Consider the following 17460-nt stretch of genomic DNA (forward strand, 5'->3'; position numbering starts at 1 on the left):
CGCCATGAATCCATGTCTGGTCGATGTTTCACGTGAAACATCGCACCGGTGGCGTTCACTTCCCGATGCAGAAGTCCCGGAAGATGACGTCCAGCAGGTCCTCCACGTCCACCCTGCCGGTGATACGGCCCAGGGCCCGGGCGGCCAGGCGAACATCCTCCGCCGCTAATTCCGGCAGGTCGGCCCTCAGCGCACGGGCCAGGGCGGCGCGGCAATCCTCCAGGGCCTGGCGATGGCGGGCACGGGTGAGGGACGGAGCGGCACCCGGCGTCAGGCGATCGCCAACGATGCGCTCCAGGGCCGCCAACAAATCCGCCAGACCTTCGCCAGTGGCGGCCGACACGGCGATGGCGGTGCGGCCGGCGACCATGGAGGGCACGTAGGTGCACAGGTCGCGCTTGTTCAGCACCACCAGCGCGTCGCCGTCGGCCAGGGCCAGCGTCGCCTCCGCCATGTCGCCGATGTTCCACGTGGAACAATCCAGCACCAGCAGCTTCAGGTCCGCCTTTTCCGCACGCGCCAGCGCGCGACGGATGCCCTCACGCTCGATCTCATCGGCGGCGTCGCGCAGGCCGGCGGTATCGGCCAGAATGACGGGAAAGCCGCCCAAGTCCAGGTTGACCTCGATGACATCGCGCGTCGTGCCCGCAGTGGAGGAGACGATGGCCGCGTCCCGCCGCGCCAGGCCATTCAGCAGGCTGGACTTGCCGGCATTGGGCGCGCCCAGGATGGCGATGGAAAAGCCGTCGCGCAGCCGCTCCCCCCGATGACCATCGGCCAGGTGGGCGCCGATTTCCTGGTATAGGCCGGTCAGGACCGGGACCACCGCCGGCGCCAGGCCATGAGGCAAATCCTCATCCGGGAAATCAATGTCCGCCTCCAGGTGGGCCAGCGCCCGCACCAGGCGATGCCGCCAGCCCTCATATAGGGCACCCAGCGCGCCTTCCATCTGGCGCAAGGCCTGGCGCCTCTGGGCCGCCGTCTCGGCATCGACCAGGTCGGCGATGGCTTCCGCCTCGGTCAGGTCCAGTTTACCGGCCTCAAAGGCACGGCGGCTGAATTCCCCCGGTTCCGCCACGCGCAGGCCCTGGCCGGTCAGGGCCTCGCTGGCGGCGGCCAGCACGGCGCGGCCGCCATGCAGATGCAGCTCCGCCACATCCTCACCGGTGAAGCTGTCCGGCGCCGGAAACCACAGCACCAGCGCCTGGTCGAAGACCTCGCCATCCTTGCCCCTCAATCGGGCCAGGGTGGCGCGACGGGCCGGGGGCAGGGGCCGCCCGGTCAGCGCGGACAGCGCCGGCCCCGCCATCGGCCCGGACAGGCGGATGACCTGGACGCCGCCCCGTCCGGGGGCGGAGGCCAGGGCGAAGATGGTATCGGTGCTGTAAAGGGACATGGGGTGCGGAGTCAGTCTGCGGCAGCGGCTTTGCGGGCGCGATGCGCCGGCACTTTCTCATCCGGATATAGCATCAAGCGGTCCACCCGGCCGCCCTCCACCAGGTGAGTCTTCACAATTTCATCGACGTCGCTGGTGGTGGCACAGGTGTACCAGACCCCCTCCGGATAGATGACCAGCGTCGGCCCCAGTTCGCACCGGTCCAGGCAGCCGGCGGCGTTGACCCTGACCTTCTTACCCAGGCCCGCCTCCTTGGCGGCGGCCTTCATGTGGTCGCGCAGGGCCTCGGAACCCTTCTCCTTGCAGCATCCCCGGGGATGGCCCGGCGCGCGCTCATTGGTGCAAAAGAAAACGTGACGGTCGAAATAGGGTGCGGGATCGGTCACTTCGCGTCCTTGCCCCCGCCCATGGCGGAGGTCATCTGGTTCCACATCATTTTCTGCATCTGCTCGAACCCCTGGATGCCCACGGGCAGCCAGGTCTTCAGCAGGGCATCCGGGTCCATGGCGGCCAGGTTGGCGCTCATGCGGTCCTGCATCTGCCGCATCAGGGCGTCCTGCATGGGCTTCACGTCCGGCAGGCCCAGGAAAGCACGGGCCTCTTCCGGGGTGCAATCAACGTCGACGGTGATTTTCATGGGGGCAGACCTTCCTGTTCGGTTGGACTCTAAAGGCGCATGGTGGAGGGGCTAACAGGGGTATACGCCCGAAATAACGCCTCTTTTTTCTGACCTTCACTGTAGCGGAGGCTACAGTGGGGGCAAAGCGGCACTGGACAGTCAACGACCGCATCATTCAGCCAAAAGAGCGTGACCCCCCATGGCGGCATCCGATACGACACAAGCGGCAGCGAACCTGTTGGTTCACGAGACCAGTCCCTACCTGCTGCAGCACAAGGACAACCCCGTGCACTGGCGCGCCTGGGGGCCGGAGGCCTTCGCCGAGGCCCAGGCGGCGGGCAAGCCCATCCTGCTGTCCATCGGCTATGCCGCCTGCCATTGGTGCCACGTCATGGCCCATGAAAGCTTCGAGAATGAGGCCATCGCCGGCCTGATGAACGAGCTGTTCATCAACATCAAGGTGGATCGGGAAGAACGGCCGGACGTGGACCAGGTCTACCAGCAGGCGCTGTCCCTGCTGGGCCAGCAAGGCGGCTGGCCACTGACCATGTTCCTGACACCCAAGGGGGAGCCGTTCTGGGGCGGCACCTATTTCCCCCCCAGTGGCCGCTATGGCCGTCCCGGATTCCCTGATGTGCTGCAGGGCGTGGCCGAGACCTACGCCCAAGACCCCGGCAAGGTCAGCCGCAACGTGAAGGCCCTAGGTGATGCACTCGCCCGGCTGTCGCGCGGCAACCCGGGTGAGGCGGTCACCGTGGGCGCCCTGAATGCCGTGGCCGACCGCCTGGTGCGTGAGGTCGACCCCTTCCTGGGCGGCATCAACGGTGCGCCCAAGTTCCCGCAGCCCAGCATCTTCGACCTGCTGTGGCGGGCGCATCTGCGCACCGGGCGGACCGACCTGCGCGACGCCGTCACCACCACCCTGACCCACATGGCCAACGGCGGCATCTACGACCATCTTGCCGGTGGCTTCGCCCGCTATTCCACGGACGAGCAATGGCTGGTCCCGCATTTTGAGAAGATGCTCTACGACAACGCCCAGCTGGTGGCGCTGATGACCCAGGTGTGGCAGGGCACACGGGATCCCCTGCTGGAGGTCCGCGTACGCGAGACCGTGGGCTGGGTGCTGAACGAGATGAAGGTGCCCGGCGGTGCCTTCGGCGCCACCCTGGACGCCGACAGCGAGGGGGAGGAGGGCCGCTTCTACGTCTGGACCAAGGCGGAAATCGACCGCCTGCTGGGTGAGGATGCAGAGCTGTTCTGTGCCCACTATGACGTGACCGAGCTGGGCAACTGGGAAGGCCATACCATCCTGAACCGGCGCACACCCCTGACACCGGGCAGTGCCGAGGAAAACCGCCTGGCCCATGCTCGCGCCCGCCTGCTGAAGGCCCGGGCGTTGCGTATCCGCCCCGGCTGGGATGACAAGGTGCTGGCCGACTGGAACGGCCTGATGATCGCGGCCTTGGCCCGTGCCGGCTTCGTCTTCGAGCAGCCGGGCTGGATCGAGGCCGCCATCGACGCCTACCGCCATGTTGTAACAAGCCTGGGCCATACTGACCCGGACGGGCTGGATCGCCTGTACCACAGCGGTCGCGGCGGCAGGGCCCGCCACGCCGGCCTGCTGGAAGACTACGCCAACATGGGGAAGGCCGCCCTGACCCTGCATGAGATCACCGGTGACGTCGCCTTCCTGGATCAGGCCGCGCGCTGGACGGACACCCTGGACCGTCATTTCTGGGATGAGGCGGACGGCGGCTATTACACCACCGCCGACGACGTGGGCGACCTGCTGATCCGCCCGCGCAACGCCCATGACAACGCCGTGCCCGCCGGCAACGGCACCCAGCTGGGCAATCTCACGCGCCTGTGGCTGCTGACCGGCCAGGATCGCTACCGTGTCCGGGCCGACACTCTGATGTCCGCCTTCAGCGGAGAACTGGGCCGCAACTTCTTCCCGCTCTCCACCTTCCTCAACATGGCCGAGACGCTGCTGAACGGCGTACATGTCGTCCTGGTGGGCGAGGGCGACGACCTGGAACCTTTCAACGCCGTCCTGCACGCCCAGTCGCGCCCAACACTGGTGGTCAGCCGCCTGGCGCCGGGACAAAATCTGCCGGAACCGCATCCGGCGGCGGGCAAGGCCATGGTGGATGGCCGGGCCACGGCCTATGTCTGTCAGGACATGCGGTGTTCCTTGCCCGTGACCACGCCGGAAGCGCTAGCCGATCTGCTGGCCGCTAGCGCTTCCAGCCAGTGAGGTGCCATAGCGTCCTAGTGACGGACGTCACGGTGACAGGCCCCCGCCCAATCGTTACTATGGGTCGATTAAGAAACGACGCGTGTTTTAACCATAAGCATTCGACAACTAAATCAAAGGGGTAGCGCAGCATGACCACCGTGACGATCAACGCCACCGATGGCGGCAGTTTCGACGCGTACCTGGCGATCCCGGCCGGCGGCAAGGGCCCGGGCCTGGTGCTGATCCAGGAGATCTTTGGCGTCAACGCCAACATGCGTGCGCTGTGCGACCACTACGCCGCCCTGGGCTATACCGCCATCTGTCCCGATCTGTTTTGGCGCCAGGAACCTGGCGTGCAGCTGACTGACCAGACCGAGGCCGAATGGCAGCGGGCCTTCCAGCTGTACAACGGCTTCAGCGAAGCCAGTGGGGTGGAGGACCTGATCGCCACCGTGGACTTCCTGCGCGGGCATGAGGCGACGGGCGGCAAGGTGGGCACCCTTGGCTACTGCCTGGGCGGCAAGCTGGCCTTCCTGATGGCCACCCGGTCCGACGCCGACGCGAACGTCAGCTATTACGGCGTGGGCCTGGACGGCGCCCTGGGTGAAATCAGCGCCATCACCAAGCCGCTGATGCTGCACACCGCCGGCAAGGACAAATTCTCCTCCGACGAGACCCGGGCCAAGGTGAACGCCGCCATCGAGGGCAACCACCTGATCATCCAGTACGTCTACCCGGAGCAGGATCACGCCTTCGCCCGCGTGGGTGGCGAACACTACGACGCCAAGGCGGCCGACCTGGCCAACCAGCGCACGGCGACCTTCCTGAAGGAAACGCTGTCCTAAGCGGTTCCTTCGTTACCCCTCAGGCGCCGGGCGGCGGCATCCGCCGCCTTGGCTATCCTCGCTTTCCAGTCCACCGCGTTCCGTCCCCTCATCAGGAGCCAACCATGGTCCACGCCATCCGCATCCATCAGACCGGCGGTCCGGAGGTGATGAAGTGGGAGGAGGTGGCGGTGGGGGAGCCGGGCCCCGGCCAAGTTCGGCTGCGCCAGACGGCCGTGGGCCTGAACTACATCGACGTCTATGTCCGCACCGGTCTCTACAAGAACCCGCTGCCCCTAATCCCGGGCATGGAGGCCGCCGGCGTGGTCGAGGCCGTGGGGCCGGATGTTTATGACTTCAAGGTCGGCGACCGTGTCGGCTATTGCACCGGGGGCACTGGCGGCTATGCCGAGGCGCGGCTGTACCCGGCGGAGCGCCTGATCCACCTGCCGGACGGCATCGACGACCAGACGGGTGCGGCCATGCTGCTGCAGGGCCTGACCGCGCACTACCTGCTGCATCGCACCTTCCCGGTGAAGCCTGGGCAGACCATCCTGCTTCACGCCGCCGCCGGCGGGGTGGGGCTGATCGCCTGCCAGTGGGCCAAGGCCCTGGGCGCCACCGTCATCGGCACCGTCGGTTCGGACGAGAAGGCCGAATTGGCCCGTGCCCACGGCTGCGACCACACCATCGTCTACACCCGCGAGAACTTCGTGGAGCGGGTGAAGCAGATCACCGACGGCCAGGGCGTGCCCGTCGTCTACGACAGCATCGGCAAGGACACCTTCTACCAAAGCCTGGATTGCCTCAGCCGCCTGGGCACCATGGTCAGCTTTGGCAACGCCTCCGGCCCCGTGGGTGCCGTCGATATCAGCATCCTGAACACCAAGGGCTCACTGTTCCTGACCCGGCCCTCCCTGGGCGGTTACGTCGCCACCACCAAGGAACTGCGCGACAGCGCCAACGCCCTGTTCACCGCCGTGCTGTCCGGCAAGGTGAAGATCGACGTGCGCCAAACCTATGCGCTGAAGGATGCCGCCCAGGCCCACATCGCGCTAGAAGCCCGCCGCACCACCGGTTCCACGGTGCTGCTGCCGTAAGATCAGCTATGATGCGGGTGGCCTTGAGATGATTGGAGGCATCCGCCATGCCTGATTCCCGAAACTCCCTCTATGACCAAGACTTCTACGCCTGGGCGACGGAACAGGCTGCGCTGCTGCGGGCCGGCAAGGTGGCGGACGCCGACATCGCGCACATCGCGGAGGAGATCGAGAGCATGGGCCGGACCGAAAGGCGTGAGCTGGTCAGTCGCCTGACGGTCCTGCTGCTGCATCTCCTGAAATGGCAGTTCCAGCCTACCCACCGAGGTCCGTCCTGGCGACTTTCTATCGCCGACGCCCGCGATGACCTGACGGACCATTTGGCAGACAACCCCAGCCTCAAGTCTCAGCTGGATGCGTCGATCACCTCGGCTTACCGCCGGGCGCACCGTCAGGCATCGGTGGAGACAGGGTATCCGGAGAACCGTTTCCCCGAGTCATGTCCCTGGACGTTCAGCCAGTTCATGGCTGAGGATTTTTGGCCGCAATCGGAAACCGAATAAGGGTGGTCACTGGGTGATTCAGCCGGCGGTCGCCGCCGCCGTTTCCTCACCCGCCAGCCACAGCGGCGACTTGATGGCCTTGAGGAAGGCGGCATGGGCCTCCAGTTCTTCAGGCGAGGCGGCGTGGGGGCGGGGAGCGCGGAAGGTTCGGGTCTCCTCGACCACCACCAGGCCCACGTCCGCCGTCTTGACGACGGTGGCGCCCAGCACCAGATCGGGCTGCCGGCCGCCCATCAGCTCCAGATAGACTTCAGCCAGCAGTTGGGCGTCGAGAAGAGCGCCGTGGTAGGTACGGCCGGAATTGTCGATGCCGAAGCGGCGGCACAGGGCGTCCAGGCTGGCCGGCGCGCCGGGGAAGCGCTTGCGCGCCATGGCCACGGTATCGACCGAGCGTGCCATGGGCATGGTCTTCAGGCCCAGGCGCGTGAACTCCGCGTTCAGGAAGCCCATGTCGAAGCTGGCGTTGTGGATGATCAGCGGACTGTCCTGAATGAAATCCAGGAAGTCGCCGGCCACGGCGGCGAACACCGGCTTATCCGATAGGAAGGCGGCCGACAGGCCGTGCACCGCCTCCGCTTCCGCCGGCATGTCCCGTTCCGGGTTGATGTAGGCGTGCCAGCTGTTGCCGGTGGCCACGTGGTTCAGCAGTTCCACGCAGCCGATTTCCACCACGCGGTCACCGCCCAAGGCATTCACGCCGGTGGTTTCGGTATCGAGAACGATTTCACGCATGGGAACGGGTTACCTGGCTCTACGGATCGATGACGGGCGAGGGCGGGGCGGCCACACCCGGCCGCGCTGCCCGGACAGCAGTGTGACGATGGCGGCCAGCCGCCGCAAGGTCAGCGCGCGGCCCAGGCCCGTAGGCACGACGAAATCCGCCCGCCGCCGCTTTTCGGCATCCGGCATCTGCCGGCGCAGAATGGCGTCCAGCTTGCCTGGGCTCATGCCCGGCCGGGCCAGCACCCGGGCGCGCTGCAGGCTGCGGGGGGCGGAGACGACGGCGACACGGTCGCAATGGGCCTGCCCGCCGGTTTCGAACAGCAGGGGCACGTCCAGCACGGCCACCTTGGCGCCGCTGGCGGCGGCACGGCGCAGGAAACGGTCGCGCGCCTGGCCCACCAAGGGATGGACGATGGCCTCCAGCCGCTTCAAGGCCGGGGTGTTGCCCATGACTTCCGCCGACAGCAGCTGCCGGTCCACCGCACCATCACGCACCACGCCCGGGAACGCCCGGCCGATGGGGCCCACCGCCGCGCCACCCTTGGCATACAGGCGATGCACCGTGGCATCGCTGTCGTGCACCGGACAGCCCAGCCGGCGCAGCATCGCCGCCGCCGTGGACTTGCCCATGCCGATTGACCCGGTGAGGCCCAGCACGATCATCGGGACACCGCCATGCGCTGTTCAGTCCCCGAAGACGGCGGCATAGAGGGTGCCGGTCACCTGCGGCACCCGGCCGAACCAGGCCTCGAACCCCGGCCGGCCCTGGTGCAGCAGCATGCCCCGGCCGTCCACCGCGACATGGCCCCGGGCCTTGGCCGCCGCCAACAGGGGGGTTTCCACGGGCGTATAGACGATGTCGGTCACCACCGCCTCGCGCGGCAGGGCGTCCAGCGCCAGGTCCAGAGGCGGGTGCCCCATCATGCCCTGGGTGGTGGCGTTGGCCAGCAGCTGGGCACCGGCCAGGGCCTCCCCCCGCTCCTCCCATGCCACCGCCCTCACCGGGCAGGCGACACCCGGGCCCAGATCCGCCACCAGTTCTTGCGCCCGGGCAAACGTACGATTCACCAGGCGGATTTCCGGCACGCCGGCGTCGGCCAGCGCCACTACCAGCGACCGTGCAGCCCCGCCGGCGCCAACGATGACCGCCGGGCCCTGTCCTGTCGTCCAGGCCGGCGCGCCGGCCTTCAGGTTCTCCAGAAAGCCAAAGCCATCGGTGTTGCGGCCCTCCAGCGTGCCGTCGTCATGGACGATGACGGTGTTGACAGCCCCCATGCGGCGGGCGGTCTGGTCCACCCGGTCCATGATGCGGAACGCCGCCTCCTTATGCGGAACCGTGACGTTGCAACCCACCAGGCCCAGGGCGGGCAGGGCGCGCAAGGCCTGCTCGATACGGTCCGGCGGCACCGCCAACGGCACGTACGCGCCGTCGATGGCGTACTCTGCCAGCCAGTGCCCGTGCAGGCGCGGGCTGCGGCTGTGCCCCACCGGCCAGCCCATGACACCAGCCACACGCGCCTTACCGGTGATGCTCATGATGGCAACACACCCCGCACGCGCAGGAAGCCCAGCAGGGGCAGCAGCGGCAGGCCCAGAATGGTGAAATGGTCGCCTGCCACCCGGGTGAACAGCTGGGCACCCAGGGCCTCCAGCTGATAACCGCCGACGGAGGTCATCACGGCGTCGCCGGCGGCATCCAGATAGCGCTCGATGAAGTCTTCGCTCAGGGATCGCATGGTCAACTTGGCCTGGTCGGTCTGGTGCCAAACACGGCTGTTGTTGTGGAACAGCACGGCGGTGGTCACCAGGCGATGGGTACGGCCGGACAGGGCGCGCAGCTGTTCGGCGGCACCGGCGCGATCCTCCGGCTTGTCGAACCAGCGGCCTTCGCACTCCAGCATCTGGTCGGCGCCGATGACATAGGCGCCCGGCACCTTGGCGGCCACGCGCGATGCCTTCAGCTCCGCCAAGGCCTCCGCCGTTTCTTCCACCGTCAGGCCGCCCGCCTTGCACGACAGCTTGACCTCTTCCTCATCCACGCCGGGCCGGTGGGCCACGACCTCCAGCCCTGCACCGCGCAGCAGGGATAGGCGCGTCCGGCTGCCGGACGCCAGCACCACCGGTTGTGTGGACAAGGCCGGTGGAAAATCTTCAGACGACATGCAGGAAACTCACATTCCGGAATGGGGCGGGCGGGGGGACAGGCGCGGACCTTCCGCGGGCTCCCCCACGGGGTTGATGGGCTCGGCCCCCGCTGGACGCCGGCGCGCCAGCAGCATGAGGATCTCGGCCGCCGTCTCCTCGATCGACCGGCGGGTGACATCGATGACGGGCCAGCCCTTGCGGCTGTACAGCCGCCGCGCTTCCGACAGTTCCGACCGGACCTGCTCGGGATCGACGTAGCTGGTTTCCTCCCCCTGGTTCAACAAGCGCAGGCGGTTGCGGCGGATCTGGATCAGCCGCTCGGGGTCCTTGGTCAGGCCCACCACCAGGGGGCGCGACACCTGGTCCAGTTCAGGGGGCAGGGGGCAACCGGGGACGAAGGGAATGTTGGCCGCCTTGATGCCGCGGTTCGCCAGATAGATGCAGGTCGGCGTCTTTGAGGTGCGTGAAACGCCCACCAGAATGACGTCAGCCTGGTGCAACTCCCACGCCGTCTGACCGTCGTCATGGCCCAGGGCGAAATCCATGGCGTCGATGCGGCTGAAATACTCCGCATCCAGGGCATGCTGACGGCCCGGCTGGCTCTGGCTTTCCAAGCCAAGGTAGGCGGCCAGCGAATTGATCAGATGGTCCAGTACCGGCACGCAGGGAATGCCGATCTCGCGGCAGGTGTCCTGCAGGCGTCGGCGCAGGCGCTCGTTCACCAGGGTGAACATGACCAGCCCCGGATTATCGCGGATGCCGTCGATCACCATCTCCAGCTGCCGATCGGTACGGACCAGGTTCCAGAAATGCTCGATGGGTTCGACATGGTCGAACTGCGAGACGCAGGCGCGCGCCACGGAATTGATCGTCTCGCCGGTGGCGTCGGACACCAGGTGCAGGTGGAATTCCTTGGTTTGGGGCGTCTGGGGCAAGGGCGTCGCTCCGGCAACGGACATGGGGATGGTCTGGGAAGATGCGGACTGGATGCCTATGGACTGAATGCCTGTGAACTGAATCTGGGGACAACCGGCGGACAATCCGGGAAAAATCCGTCGTTCCGGGATCCCATTTCCTTTCCATACAGGCTTCCTGGGATCCCACGCAGAGGGAATCCCGCATCGGGATAAAGGTCCGTCACCTCTTGGAACAACGGGGGGCGATGACCGGCGCCGCCCACTTATCCCCAGGATTCCCAGACCTGATGGAATCTATAACATTCCAAAGGTCTGGCCAGAAACCCCGCAGCATCATCCACATCCTGAAGAGCCGGCGCGGGATCCCGTGAACGCTGTGGATGAAATACGGATGATCTTGAATTCCCGTTATCCACAGGGCCAACTACCACCCCATTCCTTTTTCAAATTAGATCAGAGTAGAAAAAGGGGCCTGTGGGAAAACGTCGGGCCCGGCCGCCATCGCGCCGGCGCCCCTATGGAGACCGCCTTGTCCCAGATCCAGCCCCAAAGCCGGCCGGACCGCCTGCTGCTGCGTACCCTGAAGGGTGAGACCGCCCCCCGTCCGCCCTTCTGGCTGATGCGCCAGGCCGGCCGCTACCTGCCCGAATACCGTGAGGTGCGGGCCCAGGCCGGCGGCTTCCTGGACCTGTGCCTGAAGCCGGATCTGGCGACCGAAGTGACGCTGCAGCCCATCCGGCGCTATGGCATGGATGCCGCCATCCTGTTTTCCGACATCCTGATCCTGCCGCACGCCCTGGGGCAGAAGGTGTGGTTCGCCGAAGGGGAGGGGCCGCGCCTGGATCCCATCCGCGACCAGGCCGGGCTGGATCGCCTGGACGTCGCCCGCCTGGAAGAGCGGGCGGAACCGGTCTATGAGGCTGTCCGGCGTATCCGGGCGGCGTTGCCGGATCCGGTGACGCTCATCGGTTTCGCGGGCAGCCCCTGGACCGTCGCGACCTATATGGTTGAGGGGGCCGGCTCCAAGGAGTTCCTGCACGCCAAGGGCTGGGCTTACCGGGATCCGGCGGGATTTCAGCGCCTGATCGATTTGCTGGTCGAGACCACCGTCACCCACCTGTCTGCCCAGATCCGGGCGGGTGCGGAGGTGGTGCAGCTGTTCGACAGCTGGGCCGGTGCGCTGGCGCCGGCGGAATTCGCCCGCTGGTCCATCGCCCCCACCCGGACCATCGTGCAGGCTCTGAAGGACAGGCATCCAGGGGTGCCCGTCATCGGCTTTCCGCGGGGGGCGGGGATCGGTATCCAGGCGTATGTGGAGCAGACGGGGGTGGACGCCGTCAGCCTCGACACCAGTGTTCCGCCGGACTGGGCCGCCAGCGCCCTGCAGAGCCGCGTGCCCGTCCAGGGCAACCTGGATCCCCTGGCCCTGGTGGCCGGCGGCGACGCGCTGCACCATGCCGCCACGGACATCCTGTCGACACTGGGCAAGGGACCCTTCATCTTCAACCTGGGCCACGGCATTGTGCAGCAGACCCCACCCGAGCATGTCGCGGAACTGGCTCGCTTGATCCAGGAATGGCCGTCCTTAAATCAGGGATGATCTGTTTCGTACGATGATCCGAGGCGCGCGGGCGACCGTATCCGCCCGCGCCGACACGACCCGCCGACCGCTACCGAGCCCCCATGAGCCCGCTGCCCCTTCCTGAGATCACGCCCGACACCCCGGCGGCGCCCAAGGCCGCCCGCGCCCGCCGCATCGCCGTCGTCCTGTTCAATCTCGGCGGGCCGGACAGGCTGGAGGCGGTGCGGCCCTTCCTCTACAACCTGTTCCGCGATCCGGCCATCATTGGTCTGCCCGCCCCTTTCCGCCAGCTGGTGGCGCACCTGATCTCCAGCCGGCGGGACAAGGTTGCCCAGGGCATCTACCAGACCCTAGGTGGCGGTTCGCCCCTGCTGCCCAACACCCTGGCTCAGGCCCAGGCGCTGGAGCAGCAGCTGTGGGACGCGGGCACGGTGCGGGTGTTCGTCAGCATGCGCTATTGGCACCCCTTCAGCGACGCCGTGGCGCATGACGTGAAGGATTGGGAACCGGATGAGGTGGTACTGCTGCCCCTCTACCCCCAGTTTTCCACCACCACCACCGCCTCCAGCCTCAAGGATTGGCAGCGGGCCGCCAAGGCGGCGGGACTGACGGCGCCCTCGCGCTCCATCTGCTGCTACCCGGATGAGCCGGGCTTCGTCGCCGCCGTGGCCAAGCTGATCCGTGCCGGCCTGGAAGAGGCCGCCCCCCATGGCAAGCCGCGCGTCCTGTTCTCCGCCCATGGCCTGCCGGAGAAGGTGGTGAAGGGTGGCGACCCTTATCAGTTTCAGTGCGAGCGCACGGCCCAGGCGGTGGTGAAGTCCCTGCGCGTCGAGAACCTCGATTGGGTCTCCTGCTACCAGAGCCGGGTCGGCCCCATGAAGTGGATCGGCCCCTCCACGGATGAGGAGATCCGCCGCGCTGGCCAGGACAGGGTGCCGGTGGTGGTGGTGCCCATTGCCTTCGTCTCCGAACACTCCGAAACCTTGGTGGAGATCGAGCACGAGTATCGCCACCTGGCGAAGGAGGTGGGCGTTCCCCACTTCGTGCGCGTACCGGCGGTGGGCGTGGAACCGTCCTTTATCCTGGGTTTGGCCGGCTTGGTGCGTCAGGCGCTGATCCGCACCGCCGGCGGGCCGGTGATGTGCGGCACCGGCCTGCGCCTCTGTCCGGCGGGCAAAGCCGGTTGCCCCCAGCCCGCCTCGGGGGCATAAGGGGCGCCAAGACCTCAAAGACAGGGCAGGGCGCATCCCCATGTACCTCTGGATCAAGGCCATCCACGTCATCGCCGTCATTTCCTGGATGGCGGGGCTTTTCTACCTGCCGCGGCTTTTCGTCTACCACTGCGACGCGCCCGCCGGATCCGCCCAGTCCGAGACCTTCAAGGTCATGGAGCGGCGTCTGCTGCGCGTCATCATGAACCCGGCCATGATTCTGACCTGGGCTTGCGGCTTGGCCATGATCACCCTGGATCCAGGGTTGCTGAAGGGGGCTGGCTGGTTGCACGCGAAGCTGTCGCTGGTGGTGCTGATGACCGTCATGCACATGGCCATGGCCCGCTGGCGCCGCGCATTCGCGGAGGATCGCAACACCAAATCCCCGCGCTTCTTCCGCGTGGCCAATGAGGTGCCGACCCTGCTGATGATCCTGATCGTCATCCTGGTCATCGTCAGGCCGTTCTGACCGGCCATGACGGGTGCGGCCCGTTAGCGGCGCGTTTAAGTTCCAGCGTATACCTGGGATATTTAGCCCTAGGTCGAATGCGCCCTGGGGATTCGGGTCTTTTTGCTTTGACTTGGGCTCGGGTCCTGTACTAATCCTGAAACAGGTCAAGGCCCGTAACGTCGGGATGATTTCGAGTCGCCCCGTCATCCGGGCGCCTGACTCGTGAGGCATCCCCGCCCCCCTCCCCGGGATGGGCGCAGTGAGGCCAATTTCCCCGAACTTCCCCTCCCGGTGTCGCCGTCCTTTTTCCCCGGTGATGCCATCCTTCCACCCTACACACCCTATTCCATGAGTCCGGGACCGGCGGCCAAGCCGTCGTCATCATTCCCAGGGCTCTCGACAGGACGAAGATGAATCTCCAAGAGTTAAAGGCCAAGTCGCCCGCCGAGCTGCTGGCGTTCGCGGAAGAGCTGCAGATCGAGAACGCGGGCACCCTGCGCAAGCAGGACATGATGTTCGCCATCCTGAAGCAGCTGGCCGAAAACGACGTCCCGATCTTCGGCGAAGGCGTGCTGGAGGTTCTGCAGGACGGCTTCGGTTTCCTGCGCTCGCCCGAGAGCAACTATCTGCCGGGCCCCGACGACATCTACGTCAGTCCCAGCCAGGTGCGCCGCTTCGGCCTGCGCACGGGCGACACGGTGGAAGGCCAGATCCGCTCGCCCAAGGACGGTGAGCGCTACTTCGCCCTGCTGAAGGTCGGCTCGATCAACTTCGACCACCCCGACAAGGTGCGTCACCGCATCAACTTCGACAACCTGACCCCGCTCTATCCGGAAGAGCGGCTGAAACTGGAAATCGAGGATCCGGTCCGCAACAAGAAGGACATGACCACCCGGGTCATCGACCTGGTGGCCCCGCTGGGCAAGGGCCAGCGCGCCCTGATCGTGGCGCCGCCCCGCACCGGCAAGACGGTGATGTTGCAGAACATCGCCCACTCCATCGCCACCAACCACCCCGAGGTCTACCTCATCGTCCTGCTGATCGATGAGCGTCCGGAAGAAGTGACCGACATGGCCCGCTCCGTCCGGGGCGAGGTCATCAGCTCCACCTTTGACGAGCCGGCGACCCGCCACGTCCAGGTGACGGAAATGGTGCTGGAGAAGGCCAAGCGCCTGGTCGAGCATAAGCGCGACGTCGTCATCCTGCTGGACAGCATCACCCGCCTGGCCCGCGCCTACAACACCGTGGTACCGTCTTCCGGCAAGGTGCTGACCGGCGGTGTGGACGCAAACGCCTTGCAGCGGCCCAAGCGCTTCTTCGGCGCCGCCCGCAACATCGAGGAAGGTGGCAGCCTGACCATCATCGCCACCGCGTTGATCGACACCGGCTCGCGCATGGACGAGGTCATCTTCGAAGAGTTCAAGGGCACCGGTAACTCGGAAATCGTCCTTGACCGCAAGCTGTCGGACAAGCGCGTCTTCCCGGCCATCGACATCCAGAAGTCGGGCACCCGCAAGGAAGAGCTGCTGGTGGAAAAGGGCACCATGGCCAAGATGTGGATCCTACGCCGTATCTTGAACCCGATGGGTGCCACCGATGCGGTGGAATTCCTGATCGACAAGCTCAAGCAGAGCAAGCAGAATTCTGAATTCTTCGAGAGCATGAACCAGTAAGAAGAATTCCAGTATTGATATCAAGGGTGCCATTGCTGTGCGATGGCACCATTTTTTATTATCAGTAAAAACACTGTTTTGGAAATGAACTGCGCATTAACCAAGATCCACGGTTTTCCGTGGTTTCATCGGCTTAATTGAGAACTGGTCACATTCCATTACGTTCGATAAGAAATTTCTGCTTGCGCAACCCTTGCCGACGCTGAAAAAAGGTTCAAATAGCAGGGGTTATTGGTCTATCCTTTTGGATAGAGCAACCGCGGGGGTCGTCTCACATGCGCTTATTGATTGCCGATGACCATGGTCTGGTGCGCGACGCGTTGTCTTCTCACATCGAAAGACAGGCGCCGGGCGCGGTCGTCGTAGGGGCCGCCAGCGTGGACGAGGCCGTCGCCGCCCTGCGGCAGGACAAGGCCATCGACCTGCTGATCCTGGACCTGCGCATGCCGGGGATGAACGGACTGGACGGCCTGCAGCGCGTGCGCACCGAATTCCCCCTGCTGAAGGTGGCGCTGATGTCGGGCCTGGCCCGGCCGGATGAGATCCGGGGCGCCTTTACCCGGGGTGCCGTCGGTTTCCTGCCCAAGACCCTGAGTGCCACGGAATTGCTGTCCGCCATCCAGACCATGCTGGCGGGAGAGCGCTTCATCCCGGCCGACGTCAACACCGCCGACACGGCCGACGGCGCCAGCTTCACCCGGCGTGAGCGCGAGGTGCTGGACTACCTTCTGCAAGGCCGCTCCAATAAGGAGATCGCGCGTTCGCTGGAACTGGAAGAAGTGACGGTGAAGCTGCACGTGCGGGGCATCTGCCGCAAGCTGGGCGCCAAGAACCGCACCCAGGCGGTGATGCGCGCGGTGGAGATGGGTATTGCCAGCTGACGGCAAGGGGGATGCCGATGGCCGGGTGGTTCCCGCCACCTTCCTGCATGACCTCAACAACCTGCTGACGGCCATCCACGGCTATTCCACCCTGCTGGCGGCGGACCTGCCCGCCGGCGGACAGGAACAGGACTTCGCCGCCCGTATCCTGGCCGCGGCGGAAGAGGCGCGGCAACTGGTGGCCAGGGTGCCGCGCAAGCGCCCCGTCTCCACGCTCCGGGTTCTGCTGGTTGGTGGCGCGCTGGCCCGTCTGGCCGGCGCCTTGGAAACCCTGGGGCTGGAGGTGACGCTGGCCGCCACGGCGCGCGAGGCGCACGGCGCGCTGAAGGCCAGCACCAGCGATTGGGATGTGGTGGCCGGCACGGCCGAAACCCTGTCCAGCCTGGGCGCTTACGGCCTGCCCCTGGCGGCCGTACCCGCCGGCGCCGACGCCGTGACGGTGGACGCGCTTATTCGCGCCGCGCGCGGCTGAAAGCCCAAAAGAAAACCGCCCGGGCCGTGGGGCGCCGGGCGGCTCTCCTGGTCAGTGACTGGCCTTGGGATCAGGCCTGGGCCATGTCTTCCGGCTTCTCCGACGCCAGCACCTGGCGGCGATAGAGATCCACGAAGTCCAGGGGCTGCAGCATCAGCGGCGGGAAGCCGCCATCGCGAACGGCATCCGACACGATGGAACGGGCGAAGGGGAACAGCAGGCGCGGCGCCTCGATCAGCAGCACGGCGCGGGTCTGGTCCAGCGGCATGGGCGGCATGGAGAAGATGCCGGCGTACGACAGCTCGACGATGAAGGCGGTGCGGCCTTCGTGGCTGGCCTCGGCACGGATGTTCAGCGCCACCTCGTGCACGTTCTCCGCCACGTTGCGGGCCTGCACATCGACCTGCAGGTCGACCTTGGGCTGCTGGGCGTTCATCAGGCTGGCGGGGGCGTTCGGGTTCTCGAACGACAGATCCCGGACGTACTGGGCATTGACCACCAGCGGCAGCATGCCGGCGCCTTCAGTGGCGGTGGCGCCATTGCCGCCGTCGGTGCTCCCATTGGGGGCGGCGCCGTTCAGGCTGGTCTCATCGGACATAGGTCTGGGACTCCCGGTAAAAGCAAATCAGCTATTCCGCCGACGCGGACTGACGCGCGCGGGACTAGCACGGAAGCGGCCGGCCGGCAACCGGGCATTATGGCCCCAGTGCCCCCGGGGCGC

General features: G+C 66.4%; 19 protein-coding genes. 10 read left to right on the forward strand and 9 right to left on the reverse strand.

Translation table 11 applies throughout. The features are described 5' to 3' along the window. Positions 1-55: 55 nt before the first annotated feature. Genes mnmE through FBZ87_RS13445 form a run of 3 tightly spaced genes read right to left on the reverse strand, consistent with a single transcriptional unit; the run spans position 56 to position 2033 of the window. Positions 56-1396, reverse strand: a complete 1341-nt coding sequence (gene mnmE / locus FBZ87_RS13435; RefSeq protein WP_145610807.1) for a tRNA uridine-5-carboxymethylaminomethyl(34) synthesis GTPase MnmE — start codon at positions 1394-1396, stop codon at positions 56-58. An 11-nt stretch (positions 1397-1407) separates the two neighbouring features. Continuing rightward, positions 1408-1782: a (2Fe-2S) ferredoxin domain-containing protein gene (locus FBZ87_RS13440; RefSeq protein WP_145610808.1), complete on the reverse strand. Its 375-nt coding sequence runs from the start codon at positions 1780-1782 to the stop codon at positions 1408-1410. Beyond that, the gene (locus FBZ87_RS13445; RefSeq protein WP_040843426.1) at positions 1779-2033 is read right to left on the reverse strand and encodes a DUF6489 family protein; all 255 of its coding nucleotides are present in this window, start codon (positions 2031-2033) and stop codon (positions 1779-1781) included. Before FBZ87_RS13445 ends, FBZ87_RS13440 begins: the two co-directional genes overlap by 4 nt. 181 nt (positions 2034-2214) lie before the next feature. Between FBZ87_RS13445 and FBZ87_RS13450 the strand changes: the two genes are divergently transcribed. The 4 genes from FBZ87_RS13450 to FBZ87_RS13465 all read left to right on the forward strand — a co-directional run bounded on the left by FBZ87_RS13450 (position 2215) and on the right by FBZ87_RS13465 (position 6684). Continuing rightward, positions 2215-4275, forward strand: a complete 2061-nt coding sequence (locus FBZ87_RS13450) for a thioredoxin domain-containing protein (RefSeq protein WP_145610809.1) — start codon at positions 2215-2217, stop codon at positions 4273-4275. A 131-nt stretch (positions 4276-4406) separates the two neighbouring features. Then, positions 4407-5102 (forward strand): dienelactone hydrolase family protein, encoded by a 696-nt coding sequence (locus tag FBZ87_RS13455; protein ID WP_145610810.1) that lies wholly within the window; start codon positions 4407-4409, stop codon positions 5100-5102. A gap of 104 nt (positions 5103-5206) precedes the next feature. Then, complete coding sequence (locus FBZ87_RS13460; protein WP_145610811.1) at positions 5207-6181, forward strand: quinone oxidoreductase family protein; 975 nt, start codon at positions 5207-5209, stop codon at positions 6179-6181. A gap of 47 nt (positions 6182-6228) precedes the next feature. Then, complete coding sequence (locus tag FBZ87_RS13465) at positions 6229-6684, forward strand: DUF29 domain-containing protein (protein ID WP_145610812.1); 456 nt, start codon at positions 6229-6231, stop codon at positions 6682-6684. 18 nt (positions 6685-6702) lie between these two features. On the opposite strand, the gene dnaQ is transcribed toward FBZ87_RS13465, so the two are convergent. Genes dnaQ through FBZ87_RS13490 form a run of 5 tightly spaced genes read right to left on the reverse strand, consistent with a single transcriptional unit; the run spans position 6703 to position 10511 of the window. Then, positions 6703-7416 (reverse strand): DNA polymerase III subunit epsilon, encoded by a 714-nt coding sequence (gene dnaQ / locus FBZ87_RS13470; protein ID WP_145610813.1) that lies wholly within the window; start codon positions 7414-7416, stop codon positions 6703-6705. A gap of 9 nt (positions 7417-7425) precedes the next feature. After that, positions 7426-8070 (reverse strand): dephospho-CoA kinase, encoded by a 645-nt coding sequence (gene coaE / locus FBZ87_RS13475; protein WP_145610814.1) that lies wholly within the window; start codon positions 8068-8070, stop codon positions 7426-7428. A gap of 21 nt (positions 8071-8091) precedes the next feature. Continuing rightward, positions 8092-8943 carry a shikimate dehydrogenase gene (locus FBZ87_RS13480; RefSeq protein ID WP_145610815.1) on the reverse strand — a complete coding sequence of 284 codons (852 nt, stop codon included), beginning with the start codon at positions 8941-8943 and terminating at the stop codon, positions 8092-8094. After that, the gene (locus tag FBZ87_RS13485; RefSeq protein ID WP_145610816.1) at positions 8940-9569 is read right to left on the reverse strand and encodes a Maf family protein; all 630 of its coding nucleotides are present in this window, start codon (positions 9567-9569) and stop codon (positions 8940-8942) included. The genes FBZ87_RS13480 and FBZ87_RS13485 overlap by 4 nt, the downstream gene beginning before the upstream one ends. 9 nt (positions 9570-9578) lie before the next feature. Next, on the reverse strand, positions 9579-10511 hold the full coding sequence (locus tag FBZ87_RS13490) for a pyruvate, water dikinase regulatory protein (RefSeq protein WP_050897886.1): 933 nt from the start codon (positions 10509-10511) through the stop codon (positions 9579-9581). Positions 10512-11007: 496 nt separating this feature from the next. On the opposite strand from FBZ87_RS13490, the gene hemE reads away from it, so the two are divergent. The 6 genes from hemE (at position 11008) to FBZ87_RS13520 (ending at position 16739) form a co-directional block, all read left to right on the forward strand. After that, the gene (gene hemE, locus FBZ87_RS13495) at positions 11008-12069 is read left to right on the forward strand and encodes a uroporphyrinogen decarboxylase (protein WP_425465730.1); all 1062 of its coding nucleotides are present in this window, start codon (positions 11008-11010) and stop codon (positions 12067-12069) included. A gap of 83 nt (positions 12070-12152) precedes the next feature. After that, positions 12153-13262 (forward strand): ferrochelatase, encoded by a 1110-nt coding sequence (gene hemH, locus FBZ87_RS13500; protein ID WP_145610818.1) that lies wholly within the window; start codon positions 12153-12155, stop codon positions 13260-13262. A 40-nt stretch (positions 13263-13302) separates the two neighbouring features. Then, positions 13303-13731 (forward strand): protoporphyrinogen oxidase HemJ, encoded by a 429-nt coding sequence (gene hemJ / locus FBZ87_RS13505; RefSeq protein WP_145610819.1) that lies wholly within the window; start codon positions 13303-13305, stop codon positions 13729-13731. A gap of 392 nt (positions 13732-14123) precedes the next feature. Next, the gene (gene rho, locus FBZ87_RS13510) at positions 14124-15386 is read left to right on the forward strand and encodes a transcription termination factor Rho (RefSeq protein ID WP_004271485.1); all 1263 of its coding nucleotides are present in this window, start codon (positions 14124-14126) and stop codon (positions 15384-15386) included. A 275-nt stretch (positions 15387-15661) separates the two neighbouring features. Next, positions 15662-16267, forward strand: coding sequence for a response regulator transcription factor (locus tag FBZ87_RS13515; RefSeq protein WP_145610820.1), 606 nt, complete (start codon positions 15662-15664; stop codon positions 16265-16267). Further along, positions 16257-16739: a hypothetical protein gene (locus FBZ87_RS13520; protein ID WP_145610821.1), complete on the forward strand. Its 483-nt coding sequence runs from the start codon at positions 16257-16259 to the stop codon at positions 16737-16739. The genes FBZ87_RS13515 and FBZ87_RS13520 overlap by 11 nt, the downstream gene beginning before the upstream one ends. A gap of 70 nt (positions 16740-16809) precedes the next feature. Here FBZ87_RS13520 and secB read toward each other — a convergent pair whose 3' ends face one another. Then, positions 16810-17337 (reverse strand): protein-export chaperone SecB, encoded by a 528-nt coding sequence (gene secB, locus FBZ87_RS13525; protein WP_050897888.1) that lies wholly within the window; start codon positions 17335-17337, stop codon positions 16810-16812. Positions 17338-17460 lie beyond the last annotated feature (123 nt).

Origin of the sequence: Nitrospirillum amazonense (assembly GCF_007828035.1) — a bacterium.
GTDB lineage: Bacteria > Pseudomonadota > Alphaproteobacteria > Azospirillales > Azospirillaceae > Nitrospirillum > Nitrospirillum amazonense.